The sequence below is a fragment of the Vibrio sinaloensis genome (genome assembly GCF_000808535.1).
Classification (GTDB): Bacteria; Pseudomonadota; Gammaproteobacteria; order Enterobacterales; family Vibrionaceae; genus Vibrio; species Vibrio sinaloensis_D.
Genome location: NZ_JWLV01000010.1, coordinates 96,598 through 121,417 on the forward strand (window position 1 = coordinate 96,598; position 24,820 = coordinate 121,417).

Sequence of the window (24,820 nt, forward strand, 5' to 3'; positions counted from 1 at the left end):
ACGCAAACGTTTGCTTTGTGGTGTTTTTGAGCGCTTATTGATTTGATGACCTTTTTTTAGGCATTCAGATCAGAATGTTATGAAAACCCGTTGATTTAAGCGTTTGAACTCGTATAATCCTCCCCTGTAGCGCGCCCTTAGCTCAGCTGGATAGAGCACGTCCCTTCTAAGGATGTGGTCATAGGTTCGAATCCTATAGGGCGTGCCATTTATTCGAAAAGCCCCGATAGCTCAATGAGTTGTCGGGGCTTTCGCGTTTTGGAAGCAATGTTTTATGCTTTGGCTAGGGATGCTTTTATCGTAAAGAAGAAATGTATGAGCACGATGCGAAATTTAGCCCTCTTTGATTTTGATGGCACCATCACCAGCGAAGATACCTATTCAAAATTTCTATTTTTTGCCACACCTAAGTTAAGGCTTGTTATTGGATTGTCTTTCATATGGCCTGCGATTGCTTTATATCGATGTGGAGTGTTGCCCGCCAGTCGTTTGCGACCTGTACTCTCATTTCTCGCTTTTTGGCGACGTGATGTTGACGAGGTAGAGTGCCTTGCAAAACGGTTTACCCAACAATATTTACCAAGCGTGATCAGAGAAATCGCTCAAACGCGTATCGATTGGCATTTAGAACGTGGCGATGATGTTTTTGTTGTGTCGGCAGGTGTGAACCCGTATTTGAGCATCTGGACTGAAAAGCAAGGTATCAAGTTGGTGTGTAGTGAGCTCACTAGACGCAATGGTCGATTCACTGGTCGCTACCAAGGTGGTGACTGCAGCCGCGAGAACAAAGTTTGGTTGCTAGCAAGTCGCGTGGATGTTTCTGTTTACACTAAGGTTTTTGCATATGGCGATACCCAAGAAGATATCCCCATGTTGCGTATTGCTGATGAAAGCTACCTTAACTGGAAACCGTTCGGTGAAGTAACGCCTGACTCTATTAAAGCATCTTAAAAAAGAAACGCTTGCAGCGAGTTTTCACTAAAATAAAATCTATATCGAAACGTTACATATTAGTTCTGCTGATAAGTTAAATAGCAGTCAATATGCCTAAAGATGTCACGGAAATAAGGTGTAACGTTTTATGGAACAAGTCCAAGATAGTTCTGAACTTCAACTGCAACTGCAACTTGCCAGCCGAGGTTCACGTTTAATCGCTGCGTTGATAGATTCTATCGTCTTATCTATTTTCATACTTCCCTTGATGTACTTTACGGGAGGCTTTGAGAGTTTTACTCAATCCCCCCCGACAGAGCCAAGTTGGGGGTACCTATTTTTACTAGGTATTCTCAACTTCATTTTATTTGCGATTATCAACCGTAATTTACTGCGAGATAAAGGCCAGACAATTGGTAAAAAATGGATGAAGATCGGAATTCGCAATCAACAGGGGGATCTACCCAAGCTTAACGAGTTACTGTTCAAACGGTACGCCTACTATTTTTTGATTGGTTATGTACCGCTTATCGGTGGTGTGATAAGCCTTGTTGGAGTTTTGCTCATCTTTGGCAGTTCTAGACGTTGTTTGCACGATATCATTGCCTCGACGCAAGTTACTCGTTTGAATGATTGTTAACTCAAAGGCAGCCGCTATACTAAAGCAACGCAGATTAGCGTTGCTTTTTTGTTTCTGTACATACGCAACGCTTTTCGGTAGCATGACCTCCCTTCCATGAATGAACAGTGTTTGTTCAGCTTCGATTTTAGTTCTTCAGTTTAGACATCATGCGCAGTATTCACACTAAAATTAAACCTGAGTTTGAGCCTTTGTTGTCAGAGCTGGCGTTGCATGCACTGCTTCACCTATACACGAGTAACGCAGGTAAGGTCTCACTCAAGCGCTCACGCAGCGATGTGAATGATGTCATTTCAGGCTGGCTCAACAAGGCATCTAACAGTAAGAAATATAAGCCGTTTAAGAAGAAGATCCGTTCGCTTGTTACTCACGCACGCTCACAACGTCTCGACATGGAAGCGATGTTGGAAAATTTGTTGCCGCCTGAGGGTGGGGATGAGTTACCTCATCTTGACAGTTTTCTACTGCTCATCAATACACTAGAGAAAGAGCTAAATACGACGGTACTGGTATCAAGTCCGGAATCCGTCGACCTTCAGTTTAATCCCAAAGGGTGTTTGCTGTGTGTATTGTCTCAAGATCTGAATGCGCACTTTAGCGAACGTAATCGCTTTATCGCCGACATTTCGATGTTGTTCCGTGGCACTAACGGCGAGAAGCATGCTTTCTTAAGAACGATTTACTCATCTTCAATTTTTGAACATAAAGTTGAATTTGAAGATGGGGAGTTTGTGAGGATAACTTTAGTGCTTCGCTAATTAAACATAGTGCAACTAAAGTTTATTTATCTCTGGGTTATTTCTCCCAATAACGCTTATTAAAAACGAGTTAGCGGGTTTTTAATAAAAAATGGTTTATATTATCATTCTCCCTTACGAGTTACTTACTGATTATAAGTGTATCAATAATGAGATGTCTCATTATTGAACAGAGATTCCCCCCATCTATTATTGAAGTCTTTCTTATATCCAACGATATTCTCGCTTCCTAAAATAAAAAAGGAAGTCCGTAATGGAACACAAATATATTTCCCTGACAGCAGTGTTAATATCGTTGAACTCAATGACGGTTTTTGCTTCTGCTGAAGAAGGTGTAGGTTGTATCGTTAGCAAAGAAACTGGAGATAAATACTGTTTAAACGTAGGGGAGCGCTCAGGTTATTCTCTCCCCTCTTTTATTTATGAACATGAAGTTGATGTTTATGCTGGTGCCGGCGCAGGGGTGATGCTTAGTGATTGGGACAATTTATCCTATAACCGTTTGGCGGTTTTTACTGGTTATACTCCCAATTCAGAACTAGAAGCTGTAAAAGCATATAATGGTAAAGTACTAGACTTCTCTGCACCTCGTTCAATGCGAGTTGTTTCTCGCTCTCCTGAAGTCGAACCAGTATTGGCTTGGTCCTGGCAAGGAAGCAGCTTCATGCCTGAGTATGATCAAGTGATGGTTTCTCCGGTTGTCGTACAACTGAATGACGATAACAATGATGGAAAAATTGATAGCAAAGATACCGCGGATATTATTGTTATTACTTTTAAGGATAATCAATATACTTACGGTGGACTAGTCCGTGCATTGAGTGGTGTCGACGGTAGTGAAATTTGGGATTACAGCAACGGCGGCGTTATTGCCGACGCGAGGTATTCAGTAGCGGCTGGAGACCTGGACGGTGATGGAGTTGTAGAAATAATTACCAATAATCGTGAAGAGCCATTTTATAACATTCTCGATAACAAGGGGAATGTAAAAAAAATAATCGACAAAAATGAAAAGAAATGGGGGGCTCTTGGTCAAGTCAGTATTGGAGACATTGACAATGATGGAACTCTTGAAATTATAGCCCCGGATGGTGTGTATAATTACGATGCTGGTTTTTCTATGTATAGCTATGCATGGACACCTTCTCCTATATCTTTCGATTATGACGGCGATGGTTTTCAAGAAGTTTTTGCGGAACAAACGTTATTTGATGGTAGTGGTAGTGCAATTTGGAGTTATCAATCTGATAGTTTGGTTTGGTTTTCGTCTGTTGCAAATCTTGATAGTGACAATTCCCCAGAGCTGATTGTTTCCACACCCACAATAAAGTCTAGTGACGAAAATAGTTTTATTACTGTTTTGGAACACGATGGAACAATTAAATGGAGCGTAAATAATATTAGTAACCCGGGTGGTGGTGTACAAGCTGTTTCTAATTTCTTAGGACACCCTGTTGAACCCGTCGTGGAAGAATCAGACCTTTTTGGCTTTGAGTACGGTGATAATAGACGCTTGGCTTTGGGAGATGACAGTTTGCTGTACGTAAATTCGGGTCTGGCTATTGATTCAGTTGGTACAACATCGACAAATTTATTTGGTGGGGCTGGTGGCAGTAAAAATAGTCCGATTGACCTTTCCAATGTTAAGAAAATAGCGATTACTTCAGGGAAATATAAGTGGGGAGGCAAACATCTGCTGGCAATGAAGTTCTATATGCGTGACGGATCAACCAAAATGTTGGGATCCAAAAAATCGTCTGTATGGAAAAGAACTGATTATTTTCAGGTCCCGAGTGACAAAATGATTAGTGCGGTTAACGTTTGGTCAGATGGTTGGCTAGTAGAGGCCATACAGTTTGAGGTAACGGCACAACAAACTCATAGCAGTACGGGTATTGTATACGCTGGTTACAATGCCGTAGATATGTATGACCGCACTGGGCAATTAGTTTGGTCTGTGCCTAACAATGACTCTAGTAGTGGCAAAATTGGTGTATCGGCCTATGATTTTGATGGTGATGGCATAGATGAAGTTATTGCTCAAGACCAAACACGTGTGAGAGTTTTAGATGGGCGAAGCGGTCTTGTATTAAGCGAAATCGCTAACTCTACAGGAACATTGTGGGAATCGCCTATTGTAGCGGATCTATCTGGTGATAATAATGCAGAGCTTATCGTTGTGGCGAACGACTACAATTCTGGTTACTCGCTCAATCACGGTGTATATGTATACAACTCTGCGGATGCCAATAAGCCTTGGAAAAACGCTACTCGAATTTGGAACCAACATTCTTTCCATCAATCGAACATCACGCAAGAAGGCGCTATTCCTAGCAAGTATGAGCCTAGTTGGTTGACACACAATACGTACCGCTCGAGTACATTACCGACGAAGAAGGGCACAGGTACTGACATCATCGGGTTCCCAACAGGTAAGCCTACCAACGTAGATTTGGATGATGAGCTTTACGTACGATCTGGCTGGATGATCGATGCTTTAGGCGAAGATGATGACGAAATGGTTGGCGGACCAGGTGGGGTTCTTGGTATCCCTGTTGACTTAGAAAAGGTAGCGAAAATTGAAGTAACTTCAGGCACGTTTTACTGGGGTGGAAATCATATCGTTGCACTGACGTTTACCTATCATGATGGAACTGTCCTGTTTTATGGATCAAAGCATTATGCCCATTCTCAGAAAACAGATATTGTTGAAATTCCTTCGGGTGAAGAGCTTGAAGAGATCAATGTTTGGAGTTCCGGACAGTATGTTGACGCAGTACAGTTTATTTTAGATTAATCGAAACAAATGCCAGCTTTATCGCTGGCATTTTTCTACGCTAACTTAAGCTCCTACAATTGATCGTGAGCTTGAGCCACTTCAGTTTTATAGTTTGTGACAATACTATCCATGTGCGCTGCAAGTTTCCCCCTCCCTCAAAACAGTTATTTCTAAGACATCTTCATCAACATCTTCACTCGCTTTGGGTTGTTCTGTTGTGGACTTAGCGTGCTTGCTATTCAATCGGGTTCGTTTTTAGTCAGCGATAGGATTCAAAGCTTTTGATGCAATGTCATAAAAAGTTCATTGAATACAATATTGAGGTTTATTCAATAACTCATCATATTGTAATGACTATGTAACAAAATAAGGAGTGCCTATGCAGCATCAAGAAATGATTCAACCCACTCATCTTGGCGTGATCAGCCGAACTTGTTTGTTTTCTCTTTTTGCTATTTTCTTCGTCTTTGCTTTTATCTAAACCCTAACTGAACTAAGCCTTAGTAAGTTTGTGGTTACTTACTTATTCTTCACTTATTAGGGCGGTTCACTGGCTCTTGTCGATAAGGTTGTGATATTTTTGCTGTATCTGCCTATTGTTAAAGAGTTGTATACCAAATGCCTCTGCTGATCCCCAATTTATCCAATCGATATGCTGACTTACCAAATGCCTTTTACTCCTTGGTGGATCCTCAACCACTGGAAAACAGCCATTGGATAGCATGGAATAGCGTATTGGCCGAGCAACTTGGGTTACCTGAAAATCAGCCAACTGGTGATCTGAAATATTTTCTTTCGGGAGAAGGGGACTATCAGACAACTCCAGTACTCGCGATGAAATATGCTGGGCATCAATTTGGTAGCTATAACCCTGATTTGGGTGATGGTCGCGGTTTATTGCTTGGGGAAGTGACGTCGCCCACTGGGCAAATGTTCGATATTCACCTAAAAGGTGCGGGACTCACTCCTTATTCCCGTATGGGAGATGGTAGAGCGGTACTACGTTCGACGATTCGTGAATATCTTTGTAGCGAAGCGATGGCAGGGTTGGGTATTCCCACCACTCGCGCTTTAGGGATGTTGACCAGTGATACCCCAGTTTATCGAGAGCGAGTGGAAAGTGGCGCTTTGTTGCTGCGTGTTGCTGAAAGCCACATCCGATTTGGTCACTTTGAGCACCTTTTCTACACCAATCAATTAAGTGAGCTGAAACTGCTGGCTGATAAAGTGATCGAGTGGTATTGGCCAGAATGTCTAAAATGCGATCAGCCTTATTCCGCGATGTTTGCAACCATAGTCGAGAAAACCGCAGACATGATCGCCTATTGGCAGGCATATGGTTTTGCTCATGGCGTGATGAATACCGATAACATGTCGATCTTGGGTCAGACGTTTGATTATGGTCCGTTTGGGTTCTTGGATGATTACGAGCCGGGCTACATCTGTAACCACTCCGATTATCAAGGTCGATACGCTTTTGACCAACAGCCCAGAATAGGTCTTTGGAACTTATCGGCTTTAGCGCATGCGTTGTCGCCCATTATTGATAAGAGCGAACTTGAACAGGCTTTGAGCCAATATGAAGTAACTCTGGGCAAAAAATTTAGCCGACTGATGCGAGCAAAGCTCGGCCTAAACTGCAAACTGGAACAGGATAGCCAGCTGTTCAACGCGATGTTTGAGCTACTTCACCAAAACCGAGTCGATTACACACGGTTTATGCGTGAACTCTCCAACCTTGATACTCAACCTGTTCACAACGTCTCAGATCTGTTTATTGATCGAGAGGCCGCGAATGCTTGGCTTGAACTCTACCTTGCTCGTTGTGAATGTGAGGTGGACGAGGCGGGGCAAGCCATCCCATCAACAACACGTTGTGAAAAAATGCGTCAGGTAAATCCGAAGTACATTCTTAGAAATTACTTGGCTCAAATCGCTATTGATAAAGCCGAGCAGGGTGATTTCAGTGAAGTAGAAGCGCTTGCTGAACTGCTAAAACATCCATTTGATGAGCAACCCGATAAAGACGCCTATGCGAATCTGCCTCCGGAATGGGGCAAGAAGATGGAAATCAGTTGTTCGTCTTAACAAGATGAATGACTGATAGATCTGTTTTTATTTGCATGACAAACTTGTGAACCTCGTCTGCACTTTGTTCAAATTATGCAAAATAATCAATCAGCTTCTGAGTACCATCTCACTACACTAATAGCCAAGCATCATTGGTAATGAATTAGGGTTTATGAGCGCTAAAATACTTGTTGTAGATGACGATCAAGAGATTCGAGAACTGTTAGACGAATATCTAACTAAGTCGGGCTACCTTGTAGACACGGTCGCAGATGGGGAGCAGCTTAAGCTACACCTAGAGCAAACTGGTTATCCAGAACTGGTTTTGTTAGATGTAATGCTACCAGGCGATGATGGCTTTACCTTATGCCAGTATATTCGTCGAGAGTCTAGCGTTCCGATCATCATGCTCACTGCGGTATCGGATGAAACGGATCAAATCATCGGCTTAGAAATTGGCGCTGATGATTACATCGCCAAGCCTTTTAACCCGAGGCAGCTTGTTGCGCGCATCAAAGCCGTGTTGCGTCGGGTGCAATTGAGTGACGACAAACCAGCGGATGCGCTCCCTAAACATATCACCTTTGGCGATTGGCGCCTTGATACCCTCGCACATAAGATTATCCACCTTGAAAATGGCCAAGAGCATGATTTATCTGGCAGTGACTTCGCGCTTTTGATGCTGTTTTTAACTCGTCCGAATGAGGTCTTAGACAGAGATACGATTTCATTTGCCACTCGCGGTAGAGAAGCGTTGCCGTTCGAGCGCGGAATTGACGTTCAATTAAGTCGTTTGAGAAACCGTCTAGGCGACAGTGGTAAATACCCCCAGTACATCAAAACCATGCGGGGTAATGGATATATTCTGGCTGTGCCTGTCACTATCGAGCATTAACGAATGCTGAGTTTACTGCGTCTCATCAAGCCAAACTCACTGGTGACTCGAACCTTGGGTCTTGCGCTTTTGGCGGTGGTGTTGGCGCAGGGAATCGCGACCGCCATTTGGTACAGCGAGTCAAAGCAGAAGGAACTGGCGGGCATTCAAGATGCTTCGCAAAGCATGGCCAATATGTTTGCCTCCACGGTGACCTTCTTTCAATCTCTGCCCGTGCGCTACCGACACATCGTTTTGGACCAAATTCGCAATATGGGCGGTACGCGTTTTTTCGTCTCGTTTAATAAAGAAAAGCTGATTGTTGAACCGATAGAAGAGACTCGCTTAAAACAGGCTTCGATCCAAGCCGTGTCTTCTGTGTTGAATCAAAAACTCACCAAGGTGGACTCAATTTCCGTCGATTTCTCGCGTCCTGATAATCTGCGGCTCCTCAAAAATGACATTTACCTGCACGATCTTCCGAAATCTTGGGCGCATCATACGTTAACCTTGTCTCCGATAGACCCTCCGATATTGGTGGTCCAAATTGAACTGAGCAGCCATGAGTGGGTTTATATTGCGGCGTTATTGCCCGCACCGTATGTGACTTTGGATGATACGGTTATCGCTCGCGAGCAAATTGTCTTTTTAGTTCTCTCAACGACTCTACTGTTGGGCTTGACCTATTTACTGATGCGTCGCCAAGTCAAACCGTTGAAGCGATTAGCCAAAGCGGCGAATGAAATGAGTATGGATATTGATCAGCCACCGCTTGCGGAAGAAGGGGCAAGTGAACTAGTCACAGCGACTCGGGCTTTCAATCGAATGCAGCAACGTATACGGCGTTATGTCTCGGATCGAGAACATCTGTTTTCATCCATCTCTCATGATCTAAAAACCCCGATAACTCGTCTTCGATTACGAGCTGAACTGCTGGAAAATGACACTAAGCGCAGCAAATTTAATAAAGATCTCGATGAGTTGGAAATGATGGTCAAGGGGGCGCTGCAATGTGTCAGAGACACTGACTTACACGAGAATAACGCCTTTATTGACCTCAATGAGATGATCTTGTCTGTGATTGAACCCATGAACCACAGAGCGCAAGTCGTGGCGTTCGTGCCGGTTCCGATGGATCCGATCGTTGCTAAACCATTGGCGATGAAACGGGTCATCACCAATATTCTCGATAACGCAGTCAAGTATGGATTCAGCGCCGAGGTATCCATCGGTGTTTCAGATGAGTGGATTACCATCACGGTGGATGATACCGGACCTGGCATTCCCGAAGAGAAACAAGAGCAGGTGTTTGAGCCCTATTTTAGGTTGGCTGACGATGACCAAGGACATGGTTTAGGGCTTGGAATCTGCCGCAACATTCTCCATGGACATGGTGGAGATCTCATTATTAGCAATCTTCCTAACGGCGGTCTTCGCGCGCAACTCTTTATCCCACCTAGCTTAGAAGTCTAATGTAACTTTCTTGTTACATTAGCTTTACGCTTTGTTTCAATCAAAAAATTCTATTTGGATAGACTCCATAGTGTTCAAGCACGAAGTGAACGGGTCAGGAATGTGGTCGGCCCTGATGTCTAATCCAATACATGGAAGATAACAATGAAAATGAATAAAACCCTACTTACTTTATCGCTCTTGTCTGCCTCTGCTCTTTCTCATGCGGGAGAAGTGGAAGTGCTTCACTGGTGGACTGCGGGCGGTGAAGCGAAATCTGCTGCTGTACTGAAAGAGATGCTCGAAAAGCAAAACCACACATGGAAAGACTTTGCGGTTGCAGGTGGCGGCGGTGAGTCCGCGATGACGGTACTGAAAACGCGCGCAGTCTCTGGAAACCCTCCTTCAGCGGCGCAAATCAAAGGCCACGATATTCAGGAGTGGGGTGGATTAGGTTTCTTAACGTCTTTGGACAAAACAGCGAAAGCAGAACAGTGGGATTCAATCCTTCCATCAGTGGTCACTAAAGTCATGAAGTTCGATGGCGAGTACGTGGCGGTTCCTGTTAACGTTCACCGCGTAAACTGGTTGTGGGCAAACCCGGAAGTGTTGAAAAAGTCAGGTGTAGAGCTACCAACCACGTTAGACGAGTTCTTCGCCGCGGCAGAAAAGATCAAAGCGGCTGGTTTTGTACCACTCGCGCATGGTGGCCAACCTTGGCAGGATGCAACCGTCTTTGAGGCCGTTGCTCTGGATGTTCTTGGCAGCGAAGATTACAACAAAGCCTTTGTTGACCTAGATATGGATACCTTGTCAGGCGATAAGATGGTTGAGGTGTTTACCAAGTTTAAGAAAGTCCGCGATTACATTGATGCGAACTCTCCGGGCCGTGACTGGAACGTTGCAACCTCTATGGTTATCAACGGAGAAGCGGCGATGCAAATTATGGGTGACTGGGCGAAAGGTGAGTTCTCTGCAGCGGGCAAAGTACCGGGCAAAGATTACATCTGTGCTCCTGCACCGGGTACGGACGGTCAGTTCACGTTTAACATCGACAGCTTCGCATTCTTTGAACTGAGCAATGCAGCGAATCAACAAGCTCAGCAAGATCTGGCGAAAACGATTTTAACCAAAGAGTTCCAAGAGGTGTTTAACCTAAACAAAGGTTCGATTCCGGTACGTCTTGATATGGATATGAGTAAGTTCGACCAATGTGCGCTGGACTCGATGGCAACGTTTAAGGCAAGCGCGAAATCTGGCGACCTAGTGCCGAGTATGGCGCACGGCCTATCGACGACAAGTTACGCCCAAGGCGCAATTTATGATGTCGTGACCAACTTCTTCAACGATGATTCTGCCGACCCTAAAGAGGCTGCTCAGAAGCTAGCAAAAGCGGTTAAAGCAGCAATCTAACTTAGTCGTTAGAACACTCATCACCCCCAAAGGGCGAGTAGGCTTGTGGGGAGCCTATTCGCCCTTTCCTTAATCTCTAACCCGGATTTAGGTTAGATAAGATGACGTAAGGATTCGTTATGGAGCATGTTGTATCTCGGTATGCCAATAAGTCTGCGCCAAAGCCGAGCTTTGCTGACAGATTACAGCGCTGGCTACCGAAAATCGTTCTTGCGCCGACCATGCTAGTCACCGTGGTGTGTATCTACGGTTATATTTTTTGGACGGCTGCACTTTCAATGACCAACTCTCGCTTTCTACCAAGCTTCAATTTTGCTGGCTTTCTCCAGTATGAAAAGTTGATGGATAATGATCGTTGGCTCACTTCAATTACCAATTTAGGTATCTTTGGCCTGTTATTCATGCTGATTGCGATTGGTCTTGGAGTGGGTCTAGCAATATTGCTTGACCAAAATATCCGCCAAGAGGGCGCAATCAGAACCATTTACCTTTACCCAATGGCACTCTCGTTCATTGTGACGGGTACCGCATGGAAGTGGATTTTAAACCCGGGGCTGGGCATCGAGAAGTTGATGCAAGATTGGGGATTCACGGACTTTAAATTTGATTGGCTAGTGGATTCCGAAATGTCGGTTTACACACTCGTTATTGCCGCGGTTTGGCAATCTTCAGGCTTTGTTATGGCGATGTTTCTCGCCGGGCTGCGCGGCATCGATTCTTCAATCATTAAAGCAGCACAAATTGATGGTGCAAGCCTGCCAACTATTTACTGGAAGATCATTTTACCGTGCTTGCGCCCCGTGTTTTTCAGTGCCGTTATCATTACCTCCCACATTGCGATTAAGAGCTTCGACTTGGTGACTGCAATGACGGCAGGTGGTCCAGGTTATTCGTCGGATTTACCGGCTTTGTTTATGTACGCACACTCATTCACTCGTGGCCAAATTGGTTTAGGTGCTGCAAGTGCCATGATGATGTTAGCGGGTATTTTAGCGATTCTCGTGCCGTACCTGTACTCGGAACTTAGGGAGAAAAAATCATGACCAACAACATGAATTTTGCCCGCCTATTTATTTACGCATGCCTCATCTTTTTCTGTGTTGTCTATTTGATGCCGCTGTTTGTGATGGTGATTACCTCGTTCAAGACGCTACCTGATATCAAGGCCGGCAACTTAATGTCACTGCCGAAAGAGTGGGTGTTTGATGCTTGGTATAAAGCATGGGACAGCGCCTGTACTGGGGTGAAATGTGAAGGTGTGAAAGGGTACTTTTGGAACTCATTTCAAATGGTGATCCCAGCGGTCGCTATCTCTACGTTACTTGGGGCGTTTAATGGTTACGTTGTGACCAAGTGGCAGTTTCGTGGCTCTAACCTGTTTTTCAGTTTGCTGCTCTTTGGTTGCTTTATTCCGTTTCAGGTTATTTTGCTCCCTATGGCGGCGGTGCTTGGTAAATTAGGTTTGGCCAATACCACAACAGGTTTAGTGATTGTTCACGTCATTTACGGTATGGCTTTTACCACCTTATTCTTCCGAAATTTTTACATTGGCATTCCGGATGAGCTGATTAAGGCCGCCAAACTTGATGGTGCGGGCTTCTTTACCATCTTCTTCAAAATCCTATTGCCGCTATCGACACCTATCATCATGGTGACGGTCATTTGGCAATTTACGGCAATTTGGAATGACTTCCTATTTGGTGTTGTTTATTCAGGCTCGGAGACACAGCCCATAACGGTTGCGCTTAACAACCTTGTTAACACCAGTACCGGGGTTAAAGAATATAACGTAGATATGGCAGCGGCCATTATCGCCGCTCTGCCAACACTCCTTGTCTATGTATTGGCAGGAAAATACTTTGTTCGCGGCCTAACGGCAGGATCAGTAAAAGGATAATTACCATGGCGACACTAGAACTTAAACAGATCCGCAAAACGTACCCAAAGGCGGAACAAGAAACACTGAAAGGCATTGATATCAGCATCGACTCTGGCGAGTTTTTAATTCTGGTCGGCCCATCTGGGTGTGGAAAATCGACCTTGATGAACACTATTGCAGGGTTGGAGGGGATCAGCGGTGGCGAAATCGTGATTGATGGCCGCGATGTGTCTCAAGTTGAACCTAAAGACCGTGATATTGCGATGGTATTCCAGTCTTACGCGCTGTACCCGAACATGACGGTGCGCGGAAATATCGCGTTTGGCCTAAAGATTCGCAAGATGCCAGACAACGAAATTGAAGAAGAAGTGCAGCGCGTGGCAACCATGCTGCAAATTGATCACTTACTTGATCGTAAGCCTTCGCAACTGTCTGGAGGTCAAAGGCAGCGTGTGGCGATGGGCCGAGCATTAGCGCGCCGTCCTAAGCTCTACTTGTTCGATGAACCTTTATCTAACCTAGATGCAAAGCTTCGCGTCGAGATGCGCCATCAGATCAAGCGGCTTCATCAACAGCTTAACACTACTATTGTCTACGTAACACACGATCAAATCGAAGCCATGACACTCGCCGATCGCATTGCTGTGATGAAAGATGGCGAGCTGCAACAGCTTGGCACACCGCATGAGATCTACACCAAGCCGAACAATATGTTTGTTGCAGGCTTTATGGGCTCTCCATCAATGAACTTCATTAGGACCATGGTTGACCTTGATGACAACGATCAGCCAGTGATTAAGGTCAAAGGGAGTAACGATCAAGAGCATCACATCAAACTGCCACCTTCAATGCGTGAGCAAGATGGCAAGGAAATTGTGATTGGCCTGCGTCCAGAGCATATTACGGAGTCTGAAAACCCAGATTCATCGGCTTCTACCATGCTCAACCTCCAGCTTGAAGTGTTGGAGCCGACAGGACCAGACACAATAGCGATGATTAAAGTTAATGATCAAGAAGTCGCGTGTCGCCTTTCTCCTGAGTTTGAAGTGAAAGTCGGGCAAGTTGCGCCGCTTCATTTTGACCTGTCTAAAGCGGTGTTCTTTGACGCTCAGACTGAGCAACGTATCGATTTCAATTGACCGTCAATTTGAGTGCACTCCTGAGTAAAGTCACGGGGGATTGATCAGGTTTGGCTTGCTACCTGATTTGGGAGTGCACTCAATCTCAACTCTTTTTTGATAAAGATGTTAATAAAAGCCCTAATAGCGACTATGCTTAAAGTGAAGTTAGGAGTTAGCGCAGTAAGCACGCGTAGCTGACTTTGATGGAGGGGAGGGACTGCATGCTTTAGTCTCCTTTGCATACTCCCTCTCCTCACATTTCCTTGTTTTCCTATCTTACAGTCACTCAACCCAGACTTTCCCACCCGTAGTTGCGTTTCTAAAAACACGAGTGGATTGCTACCCATTTGACTCATTTCAATGAGTGGATTTCCACCCAAAAAAACCGTATTGAGGTTTGCAGAGAAACATAATCTCCAAGGCGTTTACTGTTAACCCTTTGTTAAGTAATGGTAAGTTGCACAAATGTTAAAGTTGGCTTGATAGTTGCCCTTGTATAGGTACAACACCCAGTGATGGGGTTGTCCATTTTACAAGGAGAATAATAATGTTTAAGCCATTGACCCTACTATCTGTTTCGATTCTTGCTGTCACCAGTTTTAACGCTGCTGCAAACTGTGACCCAGGTGAAACAGTGATTAAATTTAGTCACGTAACGAATACAGATAAGCACCCGAAAGGGATTGCGGCTTCATTACTTGAGCAACGTGTTAACGAAGAGATGAATGGAAAAGTGTGTATGCAGGTTTTCCCTAACTCCACACTCTATGATGATGACAAAGTGCTTGAAGCGTTATTGAACGGCGACGTGCAACTTGCTGCCCCTTCTTTATCAAAGTTTGAAAAGTTCACGAAAAAATACCGTATCTTTGACCTTCCTTTCCTATTTGAAGACGTTGACGCAGTTGATCGTTTCCAAAACTCAGAAGCGGGTGAAAAACTAAAGAACTCGATGAAACGTCGCGGCTTGCAAGGTTTGGCGTTTTGGCACAATGGTATGAAACAGATGTCGGCTAACCAACCGCTGCTCTCACCTGAAGACGCGAAAGGACTTAAGTTCCGCGTCCAGGCATCAGATGTTTTGGTTGCGCAGTTTGAACAACTTGGCGCAAACCCGCAAAAAATGTCCTTTAAGGAAGTCTACGGCGGTCTGCAAACTAAAGTTATCGACGGTCAAGAGAACACTTGGTCAAACATCTACGGTAAGAAATTCTTCGAGGTTCAAGATGGCATTACCGAAACCAACCACGGTATTTTGGACTACCTTGTTGTGACATCAAACGACTTCTGGAAAGGCCTTCCAGCAGACCAACGCGATCAGCTAAACACTATCATCCAAGAAGTGACGGCAACGCGTAACGCGGAATCAACCAAAGTTAACCTTGCGAATAAAAACAACATCATTGAAGCGGGTGGTGAGGTTCGCACGTTAACGCCAGAGCAGCGCCAGAAATGGGTAGCAGCGCTGCAACCGGTCTGGAAGAAATTTGAAAAAGACATCGGTTCGGACTTGATTGAAGCGGCGTTAGCTTCAAACCAGTAGTGGTTTAAGTCAACCTGAAAATAACTATAACGATCCCCCTAACTATTGGCCCTCTTGTCGGGAGGAGGGCCTTTCTTTCCCTGTCATGCCGAGCTGGTTAGCCAGTTTGGTCTATAAAGCGATGTAACTATGGAACAGTCAATTTTTGCCAGAATAGGTAGAGTGACCGACGCCATCGAGGAAACGCTGATTGCTTTTTTCCTTGGTGCGATGACTATGCTCACTTTTGCCAACGTAATTTTTCGATATGTCTTTAACGACAATATTCTTTGGGCCTTGGAACTTACCGTTTTCCTATTCGCGTGGATGGTGCTCGTTGGCGCATCTTACGGCGTGAAAAAACACTTTCATATCGGCGTCGATGTCGTCATCAACTTGGCACCTGAGAAGCTTCGCAGAATTTACGCACTCATCGCGGCGGCATGCTGTTTGACCTTTTCTATTTTGCTTTTGATTGGCTCTTGGAACTATTGGTATCCATTTGCGACAGAGCGTGCGTGGTATGAAACAGACGATATTCCAATGCCTGAAATGCTGCAGTTTTTAGCCGATTGGCTCAACGAAGGTGAGCGCTATGAAAAACTGCCGCGCTTTATCCCTTATATGGCGCTGCCAATTGGGATGGCGCTAATGACATTCCGTTTTGCGCAGATCACCGTTCAAATCGCCACTGGTAAGCTCGATCGCCTGATTGCTGGCCACGAAGCAGAGGAGGAGTTAGAAGCGCTCAAAGAAGAGTTAAAAGATGCGGGAGAGGCAATGGAGCCTAAATCTGCAGCCAACTCTGACAATAACGATAAGAGCAAGGAGAGCTAAACCATGGATATTTTGTTTCTATTCGTAATGGTGGTTGGCTTTATGCTAATTGGCGTGCCAATCGCCGTATCATTGGGCCTGTCGAGTATTCTGTTTTTGATGATGCATTCGGATGCGTCGTTGGCGTCGGTTGCTCAAACCTTATTTAACGCGTTTGCTGGTCACTATACCTTACTGGCGATTCCATTCTTTATTCTGGCATCGAGTTTTATGTCTACCGGCGGTGTTGCTAAACGTATTATCCGTTTTGCTATTGCAATGGTTGGCTGGTTCCGAGGCGGTTTAGCGATGGCTTCCGTGGTCGCATGTATGATGTTTGCGGCTCTTTCTGGGTCTTCACCAGCAACTGTGGTGGCGATTGGTAGTATCGTTATCGCAGGGATGATCAAAAACGGCTATTCGAAAGATTTCGCTGCTGGGGTGATTTGTAACGCTGGTACGCTAGGCATCTTGATTCCACCTTCTATCGTCATGGTGGTTTATGCGGCAGCGACGGATGTGTCGGTTGGTCGTATGTTCCTTGGCGGTGTTATTCCTGGTCTGCTTGCCGGTGTGATGCTAATGATTGCTATCTACATTGCGGCGCGCATTAAGAATCTACCTAAACAGCCATTTGTCGGTTGGGGTGAAATGTTTGCTGCAGCGAAAGATGCAAGTTGGGGTCTACTGCTGGTAGTAATCATCCTCGGCGGTATCTATGGCGGTATCTTCACACCGACAGAAGCGGCCGCAGTAGCTGCGGTTTACTCTTTCTTTATCGCGAACTTTATCTATAAGGACATGGGGCCGTTCGCAGACAAGAAAAATACTAAGCCTGCGATCGTCAAAGTATTCCAAGCGTTCGTGCATAAAGACACAAAGCATACTCTGTACGATGCAGGTAAGCTGACTATTATGCTGCTGTTTATCATCGCCAATGCTTTGATCTTAAAGCACGTGTTGACGGAAGAGCGCATTCCGCAAATGATCACAGAGTCTATGCTATCAGCCGGCCTTGGGCCAATTACCTTCTTGATTGTGGTGAACGTATTGCTCTTGATTGGTGGCCAGTTTATGGAGCCATCAGGGCTGTTGATCATCGTAGCGCCATTGGTATTCCCAATTGCGATTGCCCTCGGCATTGACCCCATTCACCTAGGTATCATGATGGTGGTGAACATGGAGATAGGTATGATCACCCCGCCGGTTGGGTTGAACTTATTTGTAACCGCCGGGGTCGCTAAGATGTCTATGATGCAAGTGGTGAAAGCGGCACTGCCTTGGGTTGCAGTTATGTTCCTCTTCCTCATCATTGTTACTTATGTACCTTGGGTATCGACATGGTTGCCAACCACTTTAATGGGACCTGAGATCATCACCAAGTAACATGCTTTCGATAAACAAAAGCCCAGATATTCAGTTGTCTGGGCTTTTTCATTTACGGCTTATAGCGCTCTTTCTCGATGCCATATTTTTGCATTTTGTCGTACAGCGTTTTGCGTGCAAGTTGTAGGGTATCGAGTGTTTCGTTAATTTTGCCGTGATTGCTCGCCAAGGCTTGTTCAATTAGAGTTTTCTCAAACTCAGCGACTTGGGTAGCAAGCGGAATTGAATCGGCAATCGGCTGTGTTGGGTTTAGGTGGCCAAGGTTTCCCAATAGGACAAACCGCTCAGCACTGTTACGTAACTCCCGAACGTTACCTGGCCAATCATGACTCATAAGAGTCTGTAAATCAGCTTCAGGTAGAGCATTTGCCGCTTTCCCGTAGCGAGCGGCCGCCACCAGTAAAAAGTGATGAAACAGGGCGGGGATGTCTTCTTTACGTTGTCGAAGTGGAGGAAGGTCGAGAGTCACCACGTTTAGGCGATAATAAAGATCCTCACGAAACTCTCCGGCGGCGGCGGCTTGCTTAAGATCGACTTTGGTGGCAGCAATCACTCTTATATCTACTGGAATCAGAGTGTTGGACCCAACTCGCTCTATCACGCGTTCCTGCAGTACTCTTAGCAAACGAATTTGCGCCTGCATTGGCATCGACTCAATCTCGTCAAGAAACAAGGTGCCCCCTTGGGCATGCTCGAACTTACCGATTCGTGTGGCATCGGCACCAGTAAAAGCGCCTTTCTCATGTCCGTATAACTCACTCTCAATCAAGTTTTCTGGGACAGCGCCACAGTTGATAGCCACAAAGTTTGCTTCACGTCGAGAGCTCTGCTCGTGGATTGATCGAGCGAAGAGCTCTTTACCTGTTCCAGTCTCGCCGAACAATAAAATGTCTGCGTTTGTATCGGCAATGTGAGAAATGGTGTCGCGAAGCGATTGGATGGATTGAGTATCACCAATAATTCTTGGACCAAGAGTTTGGCTTGCCTTCAGGCTTCGCTTTAGCTCTTGGTTTTCAAGGGTCAGCTGACGCTTTTCTATCGCTCGATTCGTCGTATCAATTAAGCGGTCAATAGCAAAAGGTTTTTCGATAAAGTCGTAAGCGCCATTCCTTAACGCATTGACGGCCATTGATATGTCTCCGTGGCCTGTAATTAAGATAACAGGGACATCGCTATCTTGGTTTAACACGGTCGATAAGAGGTTCTCGCCAGATAAACCAGGCAAACAAATATCTGATATGACGACTTTAGGCATGCCGTGTTGCTTTATTGCGAGCATGGCGTCTTCTGCACTGGCGAAAAAGAGGGCAGAAATCTCCTCTAATTCGAAGCTCTGTTCAATGGCGATGCGAATGTCGCTCTCGTCATCAATGAAAAATACATCGTACATCAACATGTATCCTTGCGATTGGCTTGTGTGGATTGAAGTCTATTGGGTAATGTCAGAGTAAACCTTGCACCGCCAAGAGGAGACTGGCCAACGCTGAGCTTTCCATTCATGGTTTGAACGATTTGCTGAGAAATCGATAGCCCTAACCCCAAGCCATTTTTCTTGGTGGTAAAAAACGGCTCAAACAGATGGGCTGCGGTCGTCGTATCGATTCCCGGTCCACTGTCATCGATAAAAACCGATACCACAGCATCGTTTTGATGATAGGAAAGGTTAACGATACGTTCTTTTGACGCTTCAACGGCTTGAGCTGCATTGGTGATGAGATTGATCAGTACTTGCTCAATCTGGATAGCATTAATATCAACTTTGGCTGACAAGCCCTCGATATTGATGTTGAAAGTGACTTGATGGCTTTTTATCTGTGGGGTCACCAGTTCCTTGGCGGAGATGATTACCGGAGCAAGCGCCAAAAGTTGTACATCTTGGCTATCAGATTTACGGGTGAACGATTTCAGCTGATTACTTATTTTTGCCATCCGATCGGTCAAATTTGAGATACGAGCCAAGTTGTCATCGACTCGGTCAAATTTCTCTTTGGTCAAGAATCGTCTTCCGTTGTCAGCGAAGCTTCGAATTGCCGCGAGTGGGTTGTTCAGTTCATGGCTGATACTCGCAGACATTTGACCCAGTACGGCAAGTTTTGCCGCTTGGATAAGCTCATTTTGCGTTTGTCGTAAGGCGTCTTCAGTGCGAGTTCTTTCCAAGATTTCTGCTTGAAGCTCGGACGTTCGCTCCATAACTAAAAACTCGAGCTTTTGTTTTGCTTCAGATTGCAGTTGTTCAAATTGGCGTTTTTTCTGATGTCTTTGATGCGTCAGTTGAAGGGTCAAAAACGCGATAACGAACAGGAGCGTTAATACTAATCCAAAGCTCAAAGTTGGCCACAGCAAGGTGACTTTTTCGGTGAGCACTCGGATGGTCAAATCCAACTGAGGAAACGGGCGATTGGAAGCCATGTAAACGCCCTTAAATCCACCTTGATTGGATTCCCAAAGTTCAGAGTGTATAGCGGTAAGATCTCCATGTAATGCGAGAGAGAGAATCGGGGTATCCAAGTATTGACGACTTTCGGTGATGAGCGCCCTGTTAGATTTGCTTATGTCAGTTAAGCTTTTGAACAGCCAAGTTGGGTTACTCGACATAAACACGATGTTGTATTTGTCGGTTGCAACAAACGTACTCTGCTTTCCTTTCCAGTTGCCCTCTATGGCCGAGAGGTCCATTTTGACAACGATGACCCCAATGTTTTCCGCCGCGTAAATAACAGGAAACGAATAGTAGTAGCCTCGCTGACCAGACGTTGAACCCAACGCAAAATATTGACTTCGTTGCCCTTGAATCGCTTCAGAAAAGTAGGGGCGCCAAGCAAAGTTTTTGCCTAAAAAAGTACGGCTTGAACTCCAATTGCTCGCGGCTATAGTGTTGCCCCAACGATCGAGGAGATAGGTGTCCGACGCTTGGATGATGGAATTGACGTCTTCTAAGTATCGATTGGTTAGATCAATCTGTGCCGAATTGTCGGGCTGCAACAGTGCAGATGTCAGCTCGCGGTCTTCGGCAAGTAGCTGGGGTAAGTGGGCATACTTGTCTAACTTCGCGTAAATGTGACTAGAAAATCGGTCGAGTTGCGCTTGATGCTCTTCAAGTAGTGATTGATGATTGAAGTTCCATACCAACTTTGAGCCAGCCACTAGGCAAGTGACGTAAGCTAAAAAAAGGTAAACATAAGCACGGCGGAATGAGGCCATAGACTTCCATGAAATCAAGGTGACAATCGAGCCTTCAGGGTAATATTTTTTGTTACGGTTGTGTTTAAAGGTGTAACAAAAATGAGGAATAAAACCGGACTTAGATCTCCTTTTTTTGTTTAATTCCAAAAAAAGGCTAGTTTCTCTTGAAAAAGCTATTAATGTCCCCATTTCTGAAGACAATAACGACTTTATTGCTTCTTTTTTTAGCAGTTAAGTGAGTTTTTAGGGTAATCCTAACGGTATCTTAGGGATCGGCTCGACAGCTATCGACTAGGTCGGTAGAATGCTGCGTCTAAATTTTTATCCTGAGGCTAATCGGAGATACCTTTCACGAACTCGGATTCGTAAAGATATCGCTCATTAGTCCGATAGCGGATCTTTGCCGTTATCGATACTCGATTTATAAAGAGTACTCGCAGAGTACAAACAAGGATGGGTCCTAATACCTGTTTTTGGATTTTAGGGCACATAAGCTCAGCAAGACTGAGCCAGTTTTGAGGTTAATGAATAATGCAAGTTACTGTTGAAACTCTAGAGGGCCTAGAGCGCCGTCTTAACATTACTGTTCCAGCTGCAAACATCGAAGATGCTGTGACAGCTGAACTACGCAACATCGCAAAGAACCGTCGTTTCGATGGTTTCCGTAAAGGTAAAGTGCCTCTAAAAATGGTTGCGAAGATGTACGGCAAAGCAGTACGTCAAGACGTGATGGGCGAAGTAATGCAACGTCACTTCATCGAAGCGATCGTTAAAGAAAAAATCAACCCAGCAGGTGCACCAACGTTCGCTCCAGTTGAAAACAAAGAAGGTGCAGACCTAGTTTTCAACGCAACTTTCGAAGTTTACCCAGAAGTTGAGCTTAAAGGCCTAGAGAACATCACTGTTGAAAAACCAACAACGGAAGTAAATGACGCTGACGTTGAAGAGATGATCGAAACGCTACGTAAGCAACAAGCTGGTTGGGTTGAAGTAGAAGAAGCGGCTGAAGAAGGCAAGCGCGCAACTATCGATTTCGTTGGCTCAATTGACGGCGAAGAATTCGAAGGCGGTAAAGCTGAGAACTTCCCACTAGAAATGGGCGCGGGTCGCATGATCCCTGGTTTTGAAGATGGTATCGCAGGTAAGACTGCTGGTATGGAATTCGAAATCGACGTAACTTTCCCAGAAGATTACCACGCAGAAAACCTAAAAGGTAAAGCGGCTAAGTTTGCAATCAAAGTAAACAAAGTTGAAGCGCGTGAGCTTCCAGAACTGAACGACGAGTTCGTTGCTAAGTTCGGTGTTGCTGAGGGTGGCGTAGACGCACTTAAAGCTGAAGTTCGTAAGAACATGGAGCGTGAGCTTAAGCAAGCTGTTAAGAACCGCATCAAAGAGCAAGCAATCGACGGTCTAGTTAAAGAGAACGAAATCGACGTACCTGCGGCACTTATCGATCAAGAAATCGGTACTCTACGTCAGCAAGCTGCACAGCGTTTCGGTGGCAACCCTGAAGCGGCTGCACAACTTCCACGTGAACTGTTCGAAGAACAAGCTAAGCGTCGCGTAGTTGTTGGTCTTCTTCTAGGCGAAGTAATCAAGTCTGAAGAGCTAAAAGCTGACGACGAGAAAGTGAAAGCGCTAATCGAAGAAATGGCGACAGCTTACGAAGATCCAGCTGAAGTTGTTGCTTACTACGAGCAAAACGAGCAAATGATGAACAACATGCGCAACGTTGCTCTTGAAGAGCAAGCAATTGACGCAATCATCGCTAAAGCTCAGGTTACTGAAAAAGAAGTTAGCTTCAACGAGCTAATGAACCAGCAGCCAGCGGCTTAATAAGCAATATCTTGCGTAGAAGGTTGACGAAACGTTAACTATTCTGCTAACAATGGTCCGTATGATATTTGTCATTCGGGCCATTTATTTTAGGGACATAAGAATATGAGCTACCAAGAAAAAAATGCAATGTCGCCAATTCTAGACGCGCTAGTACCAATGGTGGTTGAACAGACTTCCCGTGGTGAACGTTCTTACGATATTTACTCTCGCTTGCTGAAAGAGCGCGTTATCTTCTTAACGGGTCAAGTGGAAGATCACATGGCAAATCTTGTCGTGGCGCAGCTACTTTTCCTAGAGTCTGAAAATCCTGATAAAGATATTTTCCTATACATCAACTCGCCTGGCGGTAGTGTGACAGCGGGTATGTCGATTTACGACACCATGCAGTTTATCAAACCAAATGTCAGCACGGTATGTATGGGACAAGCATGCTCAATGGGCGCATTCTTACTTGCTGGTGGCGCACCAGGCAAGCGTTATGTACTGCCTAATTCGCGCGTGATGATTCACCAACCACTTGGCGGTTTCCAAGGTCAAGCGTCTGATATTCAAATTCATGCGCAAGAGATTTTGACCATCAAACAGAAGCTGAACAAGCTGCTGGCTGAGCATACAGGTCAACCGTTAGAAGTGATTGAACGCGATACCGATCGTGATAACTTTATGGCTGCTGAGCAAGCTGTGGAGTACGGTTTGGTTGATGCAGTATTAAGCCACCGCGGTGAATAATTGATAGCAATTGTTTAGCGCAATTCGGTTTAAATTGATATACACTCAAATCATATGAGTAAAGGCTAAGAGGTTAGCGAATGACAGATAAAAGCAAAGAGAGCGGTAGTAGTAAGCTTCTTTACTGCTCTTTCTGCGGCAAAAGCCAGCACGAAGTTCGCAAGCTGATCGCCGGTCCATCCGTCTATATCTGTGACGAATGTGTCGATCTATGTAACGATATTATTCGTGAAGAAATTAAAGATGTTCTACCGAAAAAACAATCTGAAGCGTTACCCGCTCCAAGAGAAATTCGTGAACATTTAGATGACTATGTGATCGGTCAAGATTACGCTAAGAAAGTGCTTGCAGTGGCCGTTTACAACCACTACAAGCGTTTACGTAACGGCGACACGACAAGCGAAGGTGTGGAACTTGGTAAGAGTAACATTCTTCTTATCGGTCCAACGGGCAGTGGTAAAACGCTACTGGCTGAAACCCTAGCTCGTTTCCTAGATGTACCTTTCACAATGGCAGACGCAACGACGCTGACTGAAGCGGGTTACGTTGGTGAAGATGTTGAAAACATCATTCAAAAACTGCTCCAAAAATGTGATTACGATGTCGCGAAAGCAGAGCGCGGTATTGTTTACATCGACGAAATTGACAAGATTTCACGCAAAGCTGAAAACCCATCGATCACTCGTGATGTGTCAGGTGAAGGTGTTCAGCAAGCGCTTCTAAAACTTATCGAAGGTACGGTTGCTTCAGTTCCCCCGCAAGGTGGTCGTAAGCATCCTCAGCAAGAATTCCTACAAGTAGACACATCTAAGATTCTATTTATTTGTGGTGGTGCGTTTGCTGGCCTAGATAAAGTCATCGAGCAACGTGTTGCAACGGGCACTGGTATTGGTTTTGGTGCGGAAGTTCGTTCTAAAGACGAAACTAAGACTGTGGGTGAATTGTTCACTCAGGTTGAGCCAGAAGATTTGGTTAAATACGGTCTAATCCCTGAGTTCATCGGTCGTCTACCAGTGACGACAACATTGACTGAGCTTGACGAAGATGCGTTGATTCAGATTCTTTGTGAACCAAAGAACGCATTAACGAAGCAGTATGCAGCCTTGTTTGAACTTGAAGACTCTGAGCTTGAGTTCCGTGAAGATGCACTACGCGCAATCGCGAAGAAAGCGATGGAGCGTAAAACAGGAGCTCGCGGATTGCGTTCGATTCTTGAAGCGGTTCTTCTTGAGACGATGTACGAGCTGCCATCAATGGACAACGTAAGCAAAGTTGTAATTGATGAGTCAGTCATCAACGGTGAGTCTGAACCGCTGTTGATTTACAGCAACGCTGACAACCAAGCTGCGGGTGCAGAATCGTAACCCGATTCACATAATTTGCTAAATCAGAAAAGGAGGTAATCAATTACCTCCTTTTTTTTATT

19 protein-coding genes and 1 tRNA gene are annotated in these 24,820 nt (G+C 45.1%); 18 read left to right on the forward strand and 2 right to left on the reverse strand.

Annotated elements, in window-relative coordinates:
- Positions 1-131: 131 nt before the first annotated feature.
- The 15 genes from RJ47_RS07830 to RJ47_RS07905 all read left to right on the forward strand — a co-directional run bounded on the left by RJ47_RS07830 (position 132) and on the right by RJ47_RS07905 (position 17,643).
- A tRNA-Arg gene (locus tag RJ47_RS07830) sits at positions 132-208 on the forward strand.
- A gap of 107 nt (positions 209-315) precedes the next feature.
- Positions 316-951 (forward strand): HAD-IB family hydrolase, encoded by a 636-nt coding sequence (locus RJ47_RS07835; RefSeq protein ID WP_039482977.1) that lies wholly within the window; start codon positions 316-318, stop codon positions 949-951.
- Positions 952-1,081: 130 nt separating this feature from the next.
- Positions 1,082-1,573, forward strand: coding sequence for an RDD family protein (locus RJ47_RS07840; RefSeq protein WP_052237930.1), 492 nt, complete (start codon positions 1,082-1,084; stop codon positions 1,571-1,573).
- A 149-nt stretch (positions 1,574-1,722) separates the two neighbouring features.
- Positions 1,723-2,331, forward strand: a complete 609-nt coding sequence (locus tag RJ47_RS07845) for a DUF2913 family protein (RefSeq protein ID WP_039475740.1) — start codon at positions 1,723-1,725, stop codon at positions 2,329-2,331.
- Between the two features lie 253 nt (positions 2,332-2,584).
- On the forward strand, positions 2,585-5,128 hold the full coding sequence (locus tag RJ47_RS07850) for a beta-prism lectin domain-containing protein (protein ID WP_039482980.1): 2,544 nt from the start codon (positions 2,585-2,587) through the stop codon (positions 5,126-5,128).
- Between the two features lie 600 nt (positions 5,129-5,728).
- Complete coding sequence (locus RJ47_RS07855) at positions 5,729-7,198, forward strand: protein adenylyltransferase SelO (RefSeq protein ID WP_039482983.1); 1,470 nt, start codon at positions 5,729-5,731, stop codon at positions 7,196-7,198.
- Positions 7,199-7,352: 154 nt separating this feature from the next.
- The gene (locus tag RJ47_RS07860) at positions 7,353-8,075 is read left to right on the forward strand and encodes a response regulator (RefSeq protein WP_005473362.1); all 723 of its coding nucleotides are present in this window, start codon (positions 7,353-7,355) and stop codon (positions 8,073-8,075) included.
- A gap of 3 nt (positions 8,076-8,078) precedes the next feature.
- Complete coding sequence (locus RJ47_RS07865; RefSeq protein WP_039482986.1) at positions 8,079-9,527, forward strand: ATP-binding protein; 1,449 nt, start codon at positions 8,079-8,081, stop codon at positions 9,525-9,527.
- 144 nt (positions 9,528-9,671) lie between these two features.
- Positions 9,672-10,919, forward strand: a complete 1,248-nt coding sequence (locus tag RJ47_RS07870; protein ID WP_005473443.1) for an ABC transporter substrate-binding protein — start codon at positions 9,672-9,674, stop codon at positions 10,917-10,919.
- A gap of 119 nt (positions 10,920-11,038) precedes the next feature.
- Positions 11,039-11,962 (forward strand): carbohydrate ABC transporter permease, encoded by a 924-nt coding sequence (locus RJ47_RS07875; protein WP_039482989.1) that lies wholly within the window; start codon positions 11,039-11,041, stop codon positions 11,960-11,962.
- A complete protein-coding gene (locus RJ47_RS07880) occupies positions 11,959-12,816 on the forward strand; it encodes a carbohydrate ABC transporter permease (RefSeq protein ID WP_005473363.1) in 858 nt (285 codons plus the stop codon). The genes RJ47_RS07875 and RJ47_RS07880 overlap by 4 nt, the downstream gene beginning before the upstream one ends.
- Before the next feature lie 5 nt (positions 12,817-12,821).
- Complete coding sequence (locus RJ47_RS07885) at positions 12,822-13,937, forward strand: ABC transporter ATP-binding protein (protein WP_038133967.1); 1,116 nt, start codon at positions 12,822-12,824, stop codon at positions 13,935-13,937.
- A gap of 529 nt (positions 13,938-14,466) precedes the next feature.
- Positions 14,467-15,462, forward strand: coding sequence for a TRAP transporter substrate-binding protein (locus RJ47_RS07895; RefSeq protein WP_038133971.1), 996 nt, complete (start codon positions 14,467-14,469; stop codon positions 15,460-15,462).
- Between the two features lie 129 nt (positions 15,463-15,591).
- Positions 15,592-16,278 carry a TRAP transporter small permease gene (locus RJ47_RS07900; RefSeq protein WP_038213520.1) on the forward strand — a complete coding sequence of 229 codons (687 nt, stop codon included), beginning with the start codon at positions 15,592-15,594 and terminating at the stop codon, positions 16,276-16,278.
- 3 nt (positions 16,279-16,281) lie between these two features.
- Positions 16,282-17,643: a TRAP transporter large permease gene (locus RJ47_RS07905; RefSeq protein ID WP_005473339.1), complete on the forward strand. Its 1,362-nt coding sequence runs from the start codon at positions 16,282-16,284 to the stop codon at positions 17,641-17,643.
- A 52-nt stretch (positions 17,644-17,695) separates the two neighbouring features.
- Here RJ47_RS07905 and RJ47_RS07910 read toward each other — a convergent pair whose 3' ends face one another.
- Both RJ47_RS07910 and RJ47_RS07915 read right to left on the reverse strand, forming a co-directional pair.
- Positions 17,696-19,033, reverse strand: coding sequence for a sigma-54-dependent transcriptional regulator (locus tag RJ47_RS07910; protein ID WP_039482994.1), 1,338 nt, complete (start codon positions 19,031-19,033; stop codon positions 17,696-17,698).
- A complete protein-coding gene (locus tag RJ47_RS07915; protein ID WP_039482996.1) occupies positions 19,033-20,844 on the reverse strand; it encodes a sensor histidine kinase in 1,812 nt (603 codons plus the stop codon). Before RJ47_RS07915 ends, RJ47_RS07910 begins: the two co-directional genes overlap by 1 nt.
- A gap of 513 nt (positions 20,845-21,357) precedes the next feature.
- Here RJ47_RS07915 and tig point away from each other — a divergent pair.
- The 3 genes from tig to clpX all read left to right on the forward strand — a co-directional run bounded on the left by tig (position 21,358) and on the right by clpX (position 24,758).
- Positions 21,358-22,662, forward strand: a complete 1,305-nt coding sequence (tig, locus tag RJ47_RS07920) for a trigger factor (protein WP_038213531.1) — start codon at positions 21,358-21,360, stop codon at positions 22,660-22,662.
- Positions 22,663-22,767: 105 nt separating this feature from the next.
- On the forward strand, positions 22,768-23,394 hold the full coding sequence (clpP, locus tag RJ47_RS07925) for an ATP-dependent Clp endopeptidase proteolytic subunit ClpP (protein ID WP_005473337.1): 627 nt from the start codon (positions 22,768-22,770) through the stop codon (positions 23,392-23,394).
- Between the two features lie 80 nt (positions 23,395-23,474).
- On the forward strand, positions 23,475-24,758 hold the full coding sequence (clpX, locus tag RJ47_RS07930) for an ATP-dependent protease ATP-binding subunit ClpX (RefSeq protein ID WP_038133983.1): 1,284 nt from the start codon (positions 23,475-23,477) through the stop codon (positions 24,756-24,758).
- The last annotated feature ends 62 nt before the right edge of the window (positions 24,759-24,820 follow it).

What these genes read in the sequence shown, in the direction of transcription:
- RJ47_RS07915 (WP_039482996.1), bottom strand. Translation starts at nt 20,844, where the DNA reads ATGGCCTCATTCCGCCGTGCTTATGTTTACCTTTTTTTAGCTTACGTC.
- RJ47_RS07845 (WP_039475740.1), top strand. Translation starts at nt 1,723, where the DNA reads ATGCGCAGTATTCACACTAAAATTAAACCTGAGTTTGAGCCTTTGTTG.
- tig (WP_038213531.1), top strand. Translation starts at nt 21,358, where the DNA reads ATGCAAGTTACTGTTGAAACTCTAGAGGGCCTAGAGCGCCGTCTTAAC.
- RJ47_RS07905 (WP_005473339.1), top strand. Translation starts at nt 16,282, where the DNA reads ATGGATATTTTGTTTCTATTCGTAATGGTGGTTGGCTTTATGCTAATT.
- RJ47_RS07895 (WP_038133971.1), top strand. Translation starts at nt 14,467, where the DNA reads ATGTTTAAGCCATTGACCCTACTATCTGTTTCGATTCTTGCTGTCACC.
- RJ47_RS07835 (WP_039482977.1), top strand. Translation starts at nt 316, where the DNA reads ATGAGCACGATGCGAAATTTAGCCCTCTTTGATTTTGATGGCACCATC.
- RJ47_RS07840 (WP_052237930.1), top strand. Translation starts at nt 1,082, where the DNA reads ATGGAACAAGTCCAAGATAGTTCTGAACTTCAACTGCAACTGCAACTT.
- RJ47_RS07870 (WP_005473443.1), top strand. Translation starts at nt 9,672, where the DNA reads ATGAAAATGAATAAAACCCTACTTACTTTATCGCTCTTGTCTGCCTCT.
- RJ47_RS07860 (WP_005473362.1), top strand. Translation starts at nt 7,353, where the DNA reads ATGAGCGCTAAAATACTTGTTGTAGATGACGATCAAGAGATTCGAGAA.
- clpP (WP_005473337.1), top strand. Translation starts at nt 22,768, where the DNA reads ATGAGCTACCAAGAAAAAAATGCAATGTCGCCAATTCTAGACGCGCTA.
- RJ47_RS07885 (WP_038133967.1), top strand. Translation starts at nt 12,822, where the DNA reads ATGGCGACACTAGAACTTAAACAGATCCGCAAAACGTACCCAAAGGCG.
- RJ47_RS07910 (WP_039482994.1), bottom strand. Translation starts at nt 19,033, where the DNA reads ATGTACGATGTATTTTTCATTGATGACGAGAGCGACATTCGCATCGCC.
- RJ47_RS07850 (WP_039482980.1), top strand. Translation starts at nt 2,585, where the DNA reads ATGGAACACAAATATATTTCCCTGACAGCAGTGTTAATATCGTTGAAC.
- RJ47_RS07875 (WP_039482989.1), top strand. Translation starts at nt 11,039, where the DNA reads ATGGAGCATGTTGTATCTCGGTATGCCAATAAGTCTGCGCCAAAGCCG.
- RJ47_RS07865 (WP_039482986.1), top strand. Translation starts at nt 8,079, where the DNA reads ATGCTGAGTTTACTGCGTCTCATCAAGCCAAACTCACTGGTGACTCGA.
- RJ47_RS07880 (WP_005473363.1), top strand. Translation starts at nt 11,959, where the DNA reads ATGACCAACAACATGAATTTTGCCCGCCTATTTATTTACGCATGCCTC.
- clpX (WP_038133983.1), top strand. Translation starts at nt 23,475, where the DNA reads ATGACAGATAAAAGCAAAGAGAGCGGTAGTAGTAAGCTTCTTTACTGC.
- RJ47_RS07855 (WP_039482983.1), top strand. Translation starts at nt 5,729, where the DNA reads ATGCCTCTGCTGATCCCCAATTTATCCAATCGATATGCTGACTTACCA.
- RJ47_RS07900 (WP_038213520.1), top strand. Translation starts at nt 15,592, where the DNA reads ATGGAACAGTCAATTTTTGCCAGAATAGGTAGAGTGACCGACGCCATC.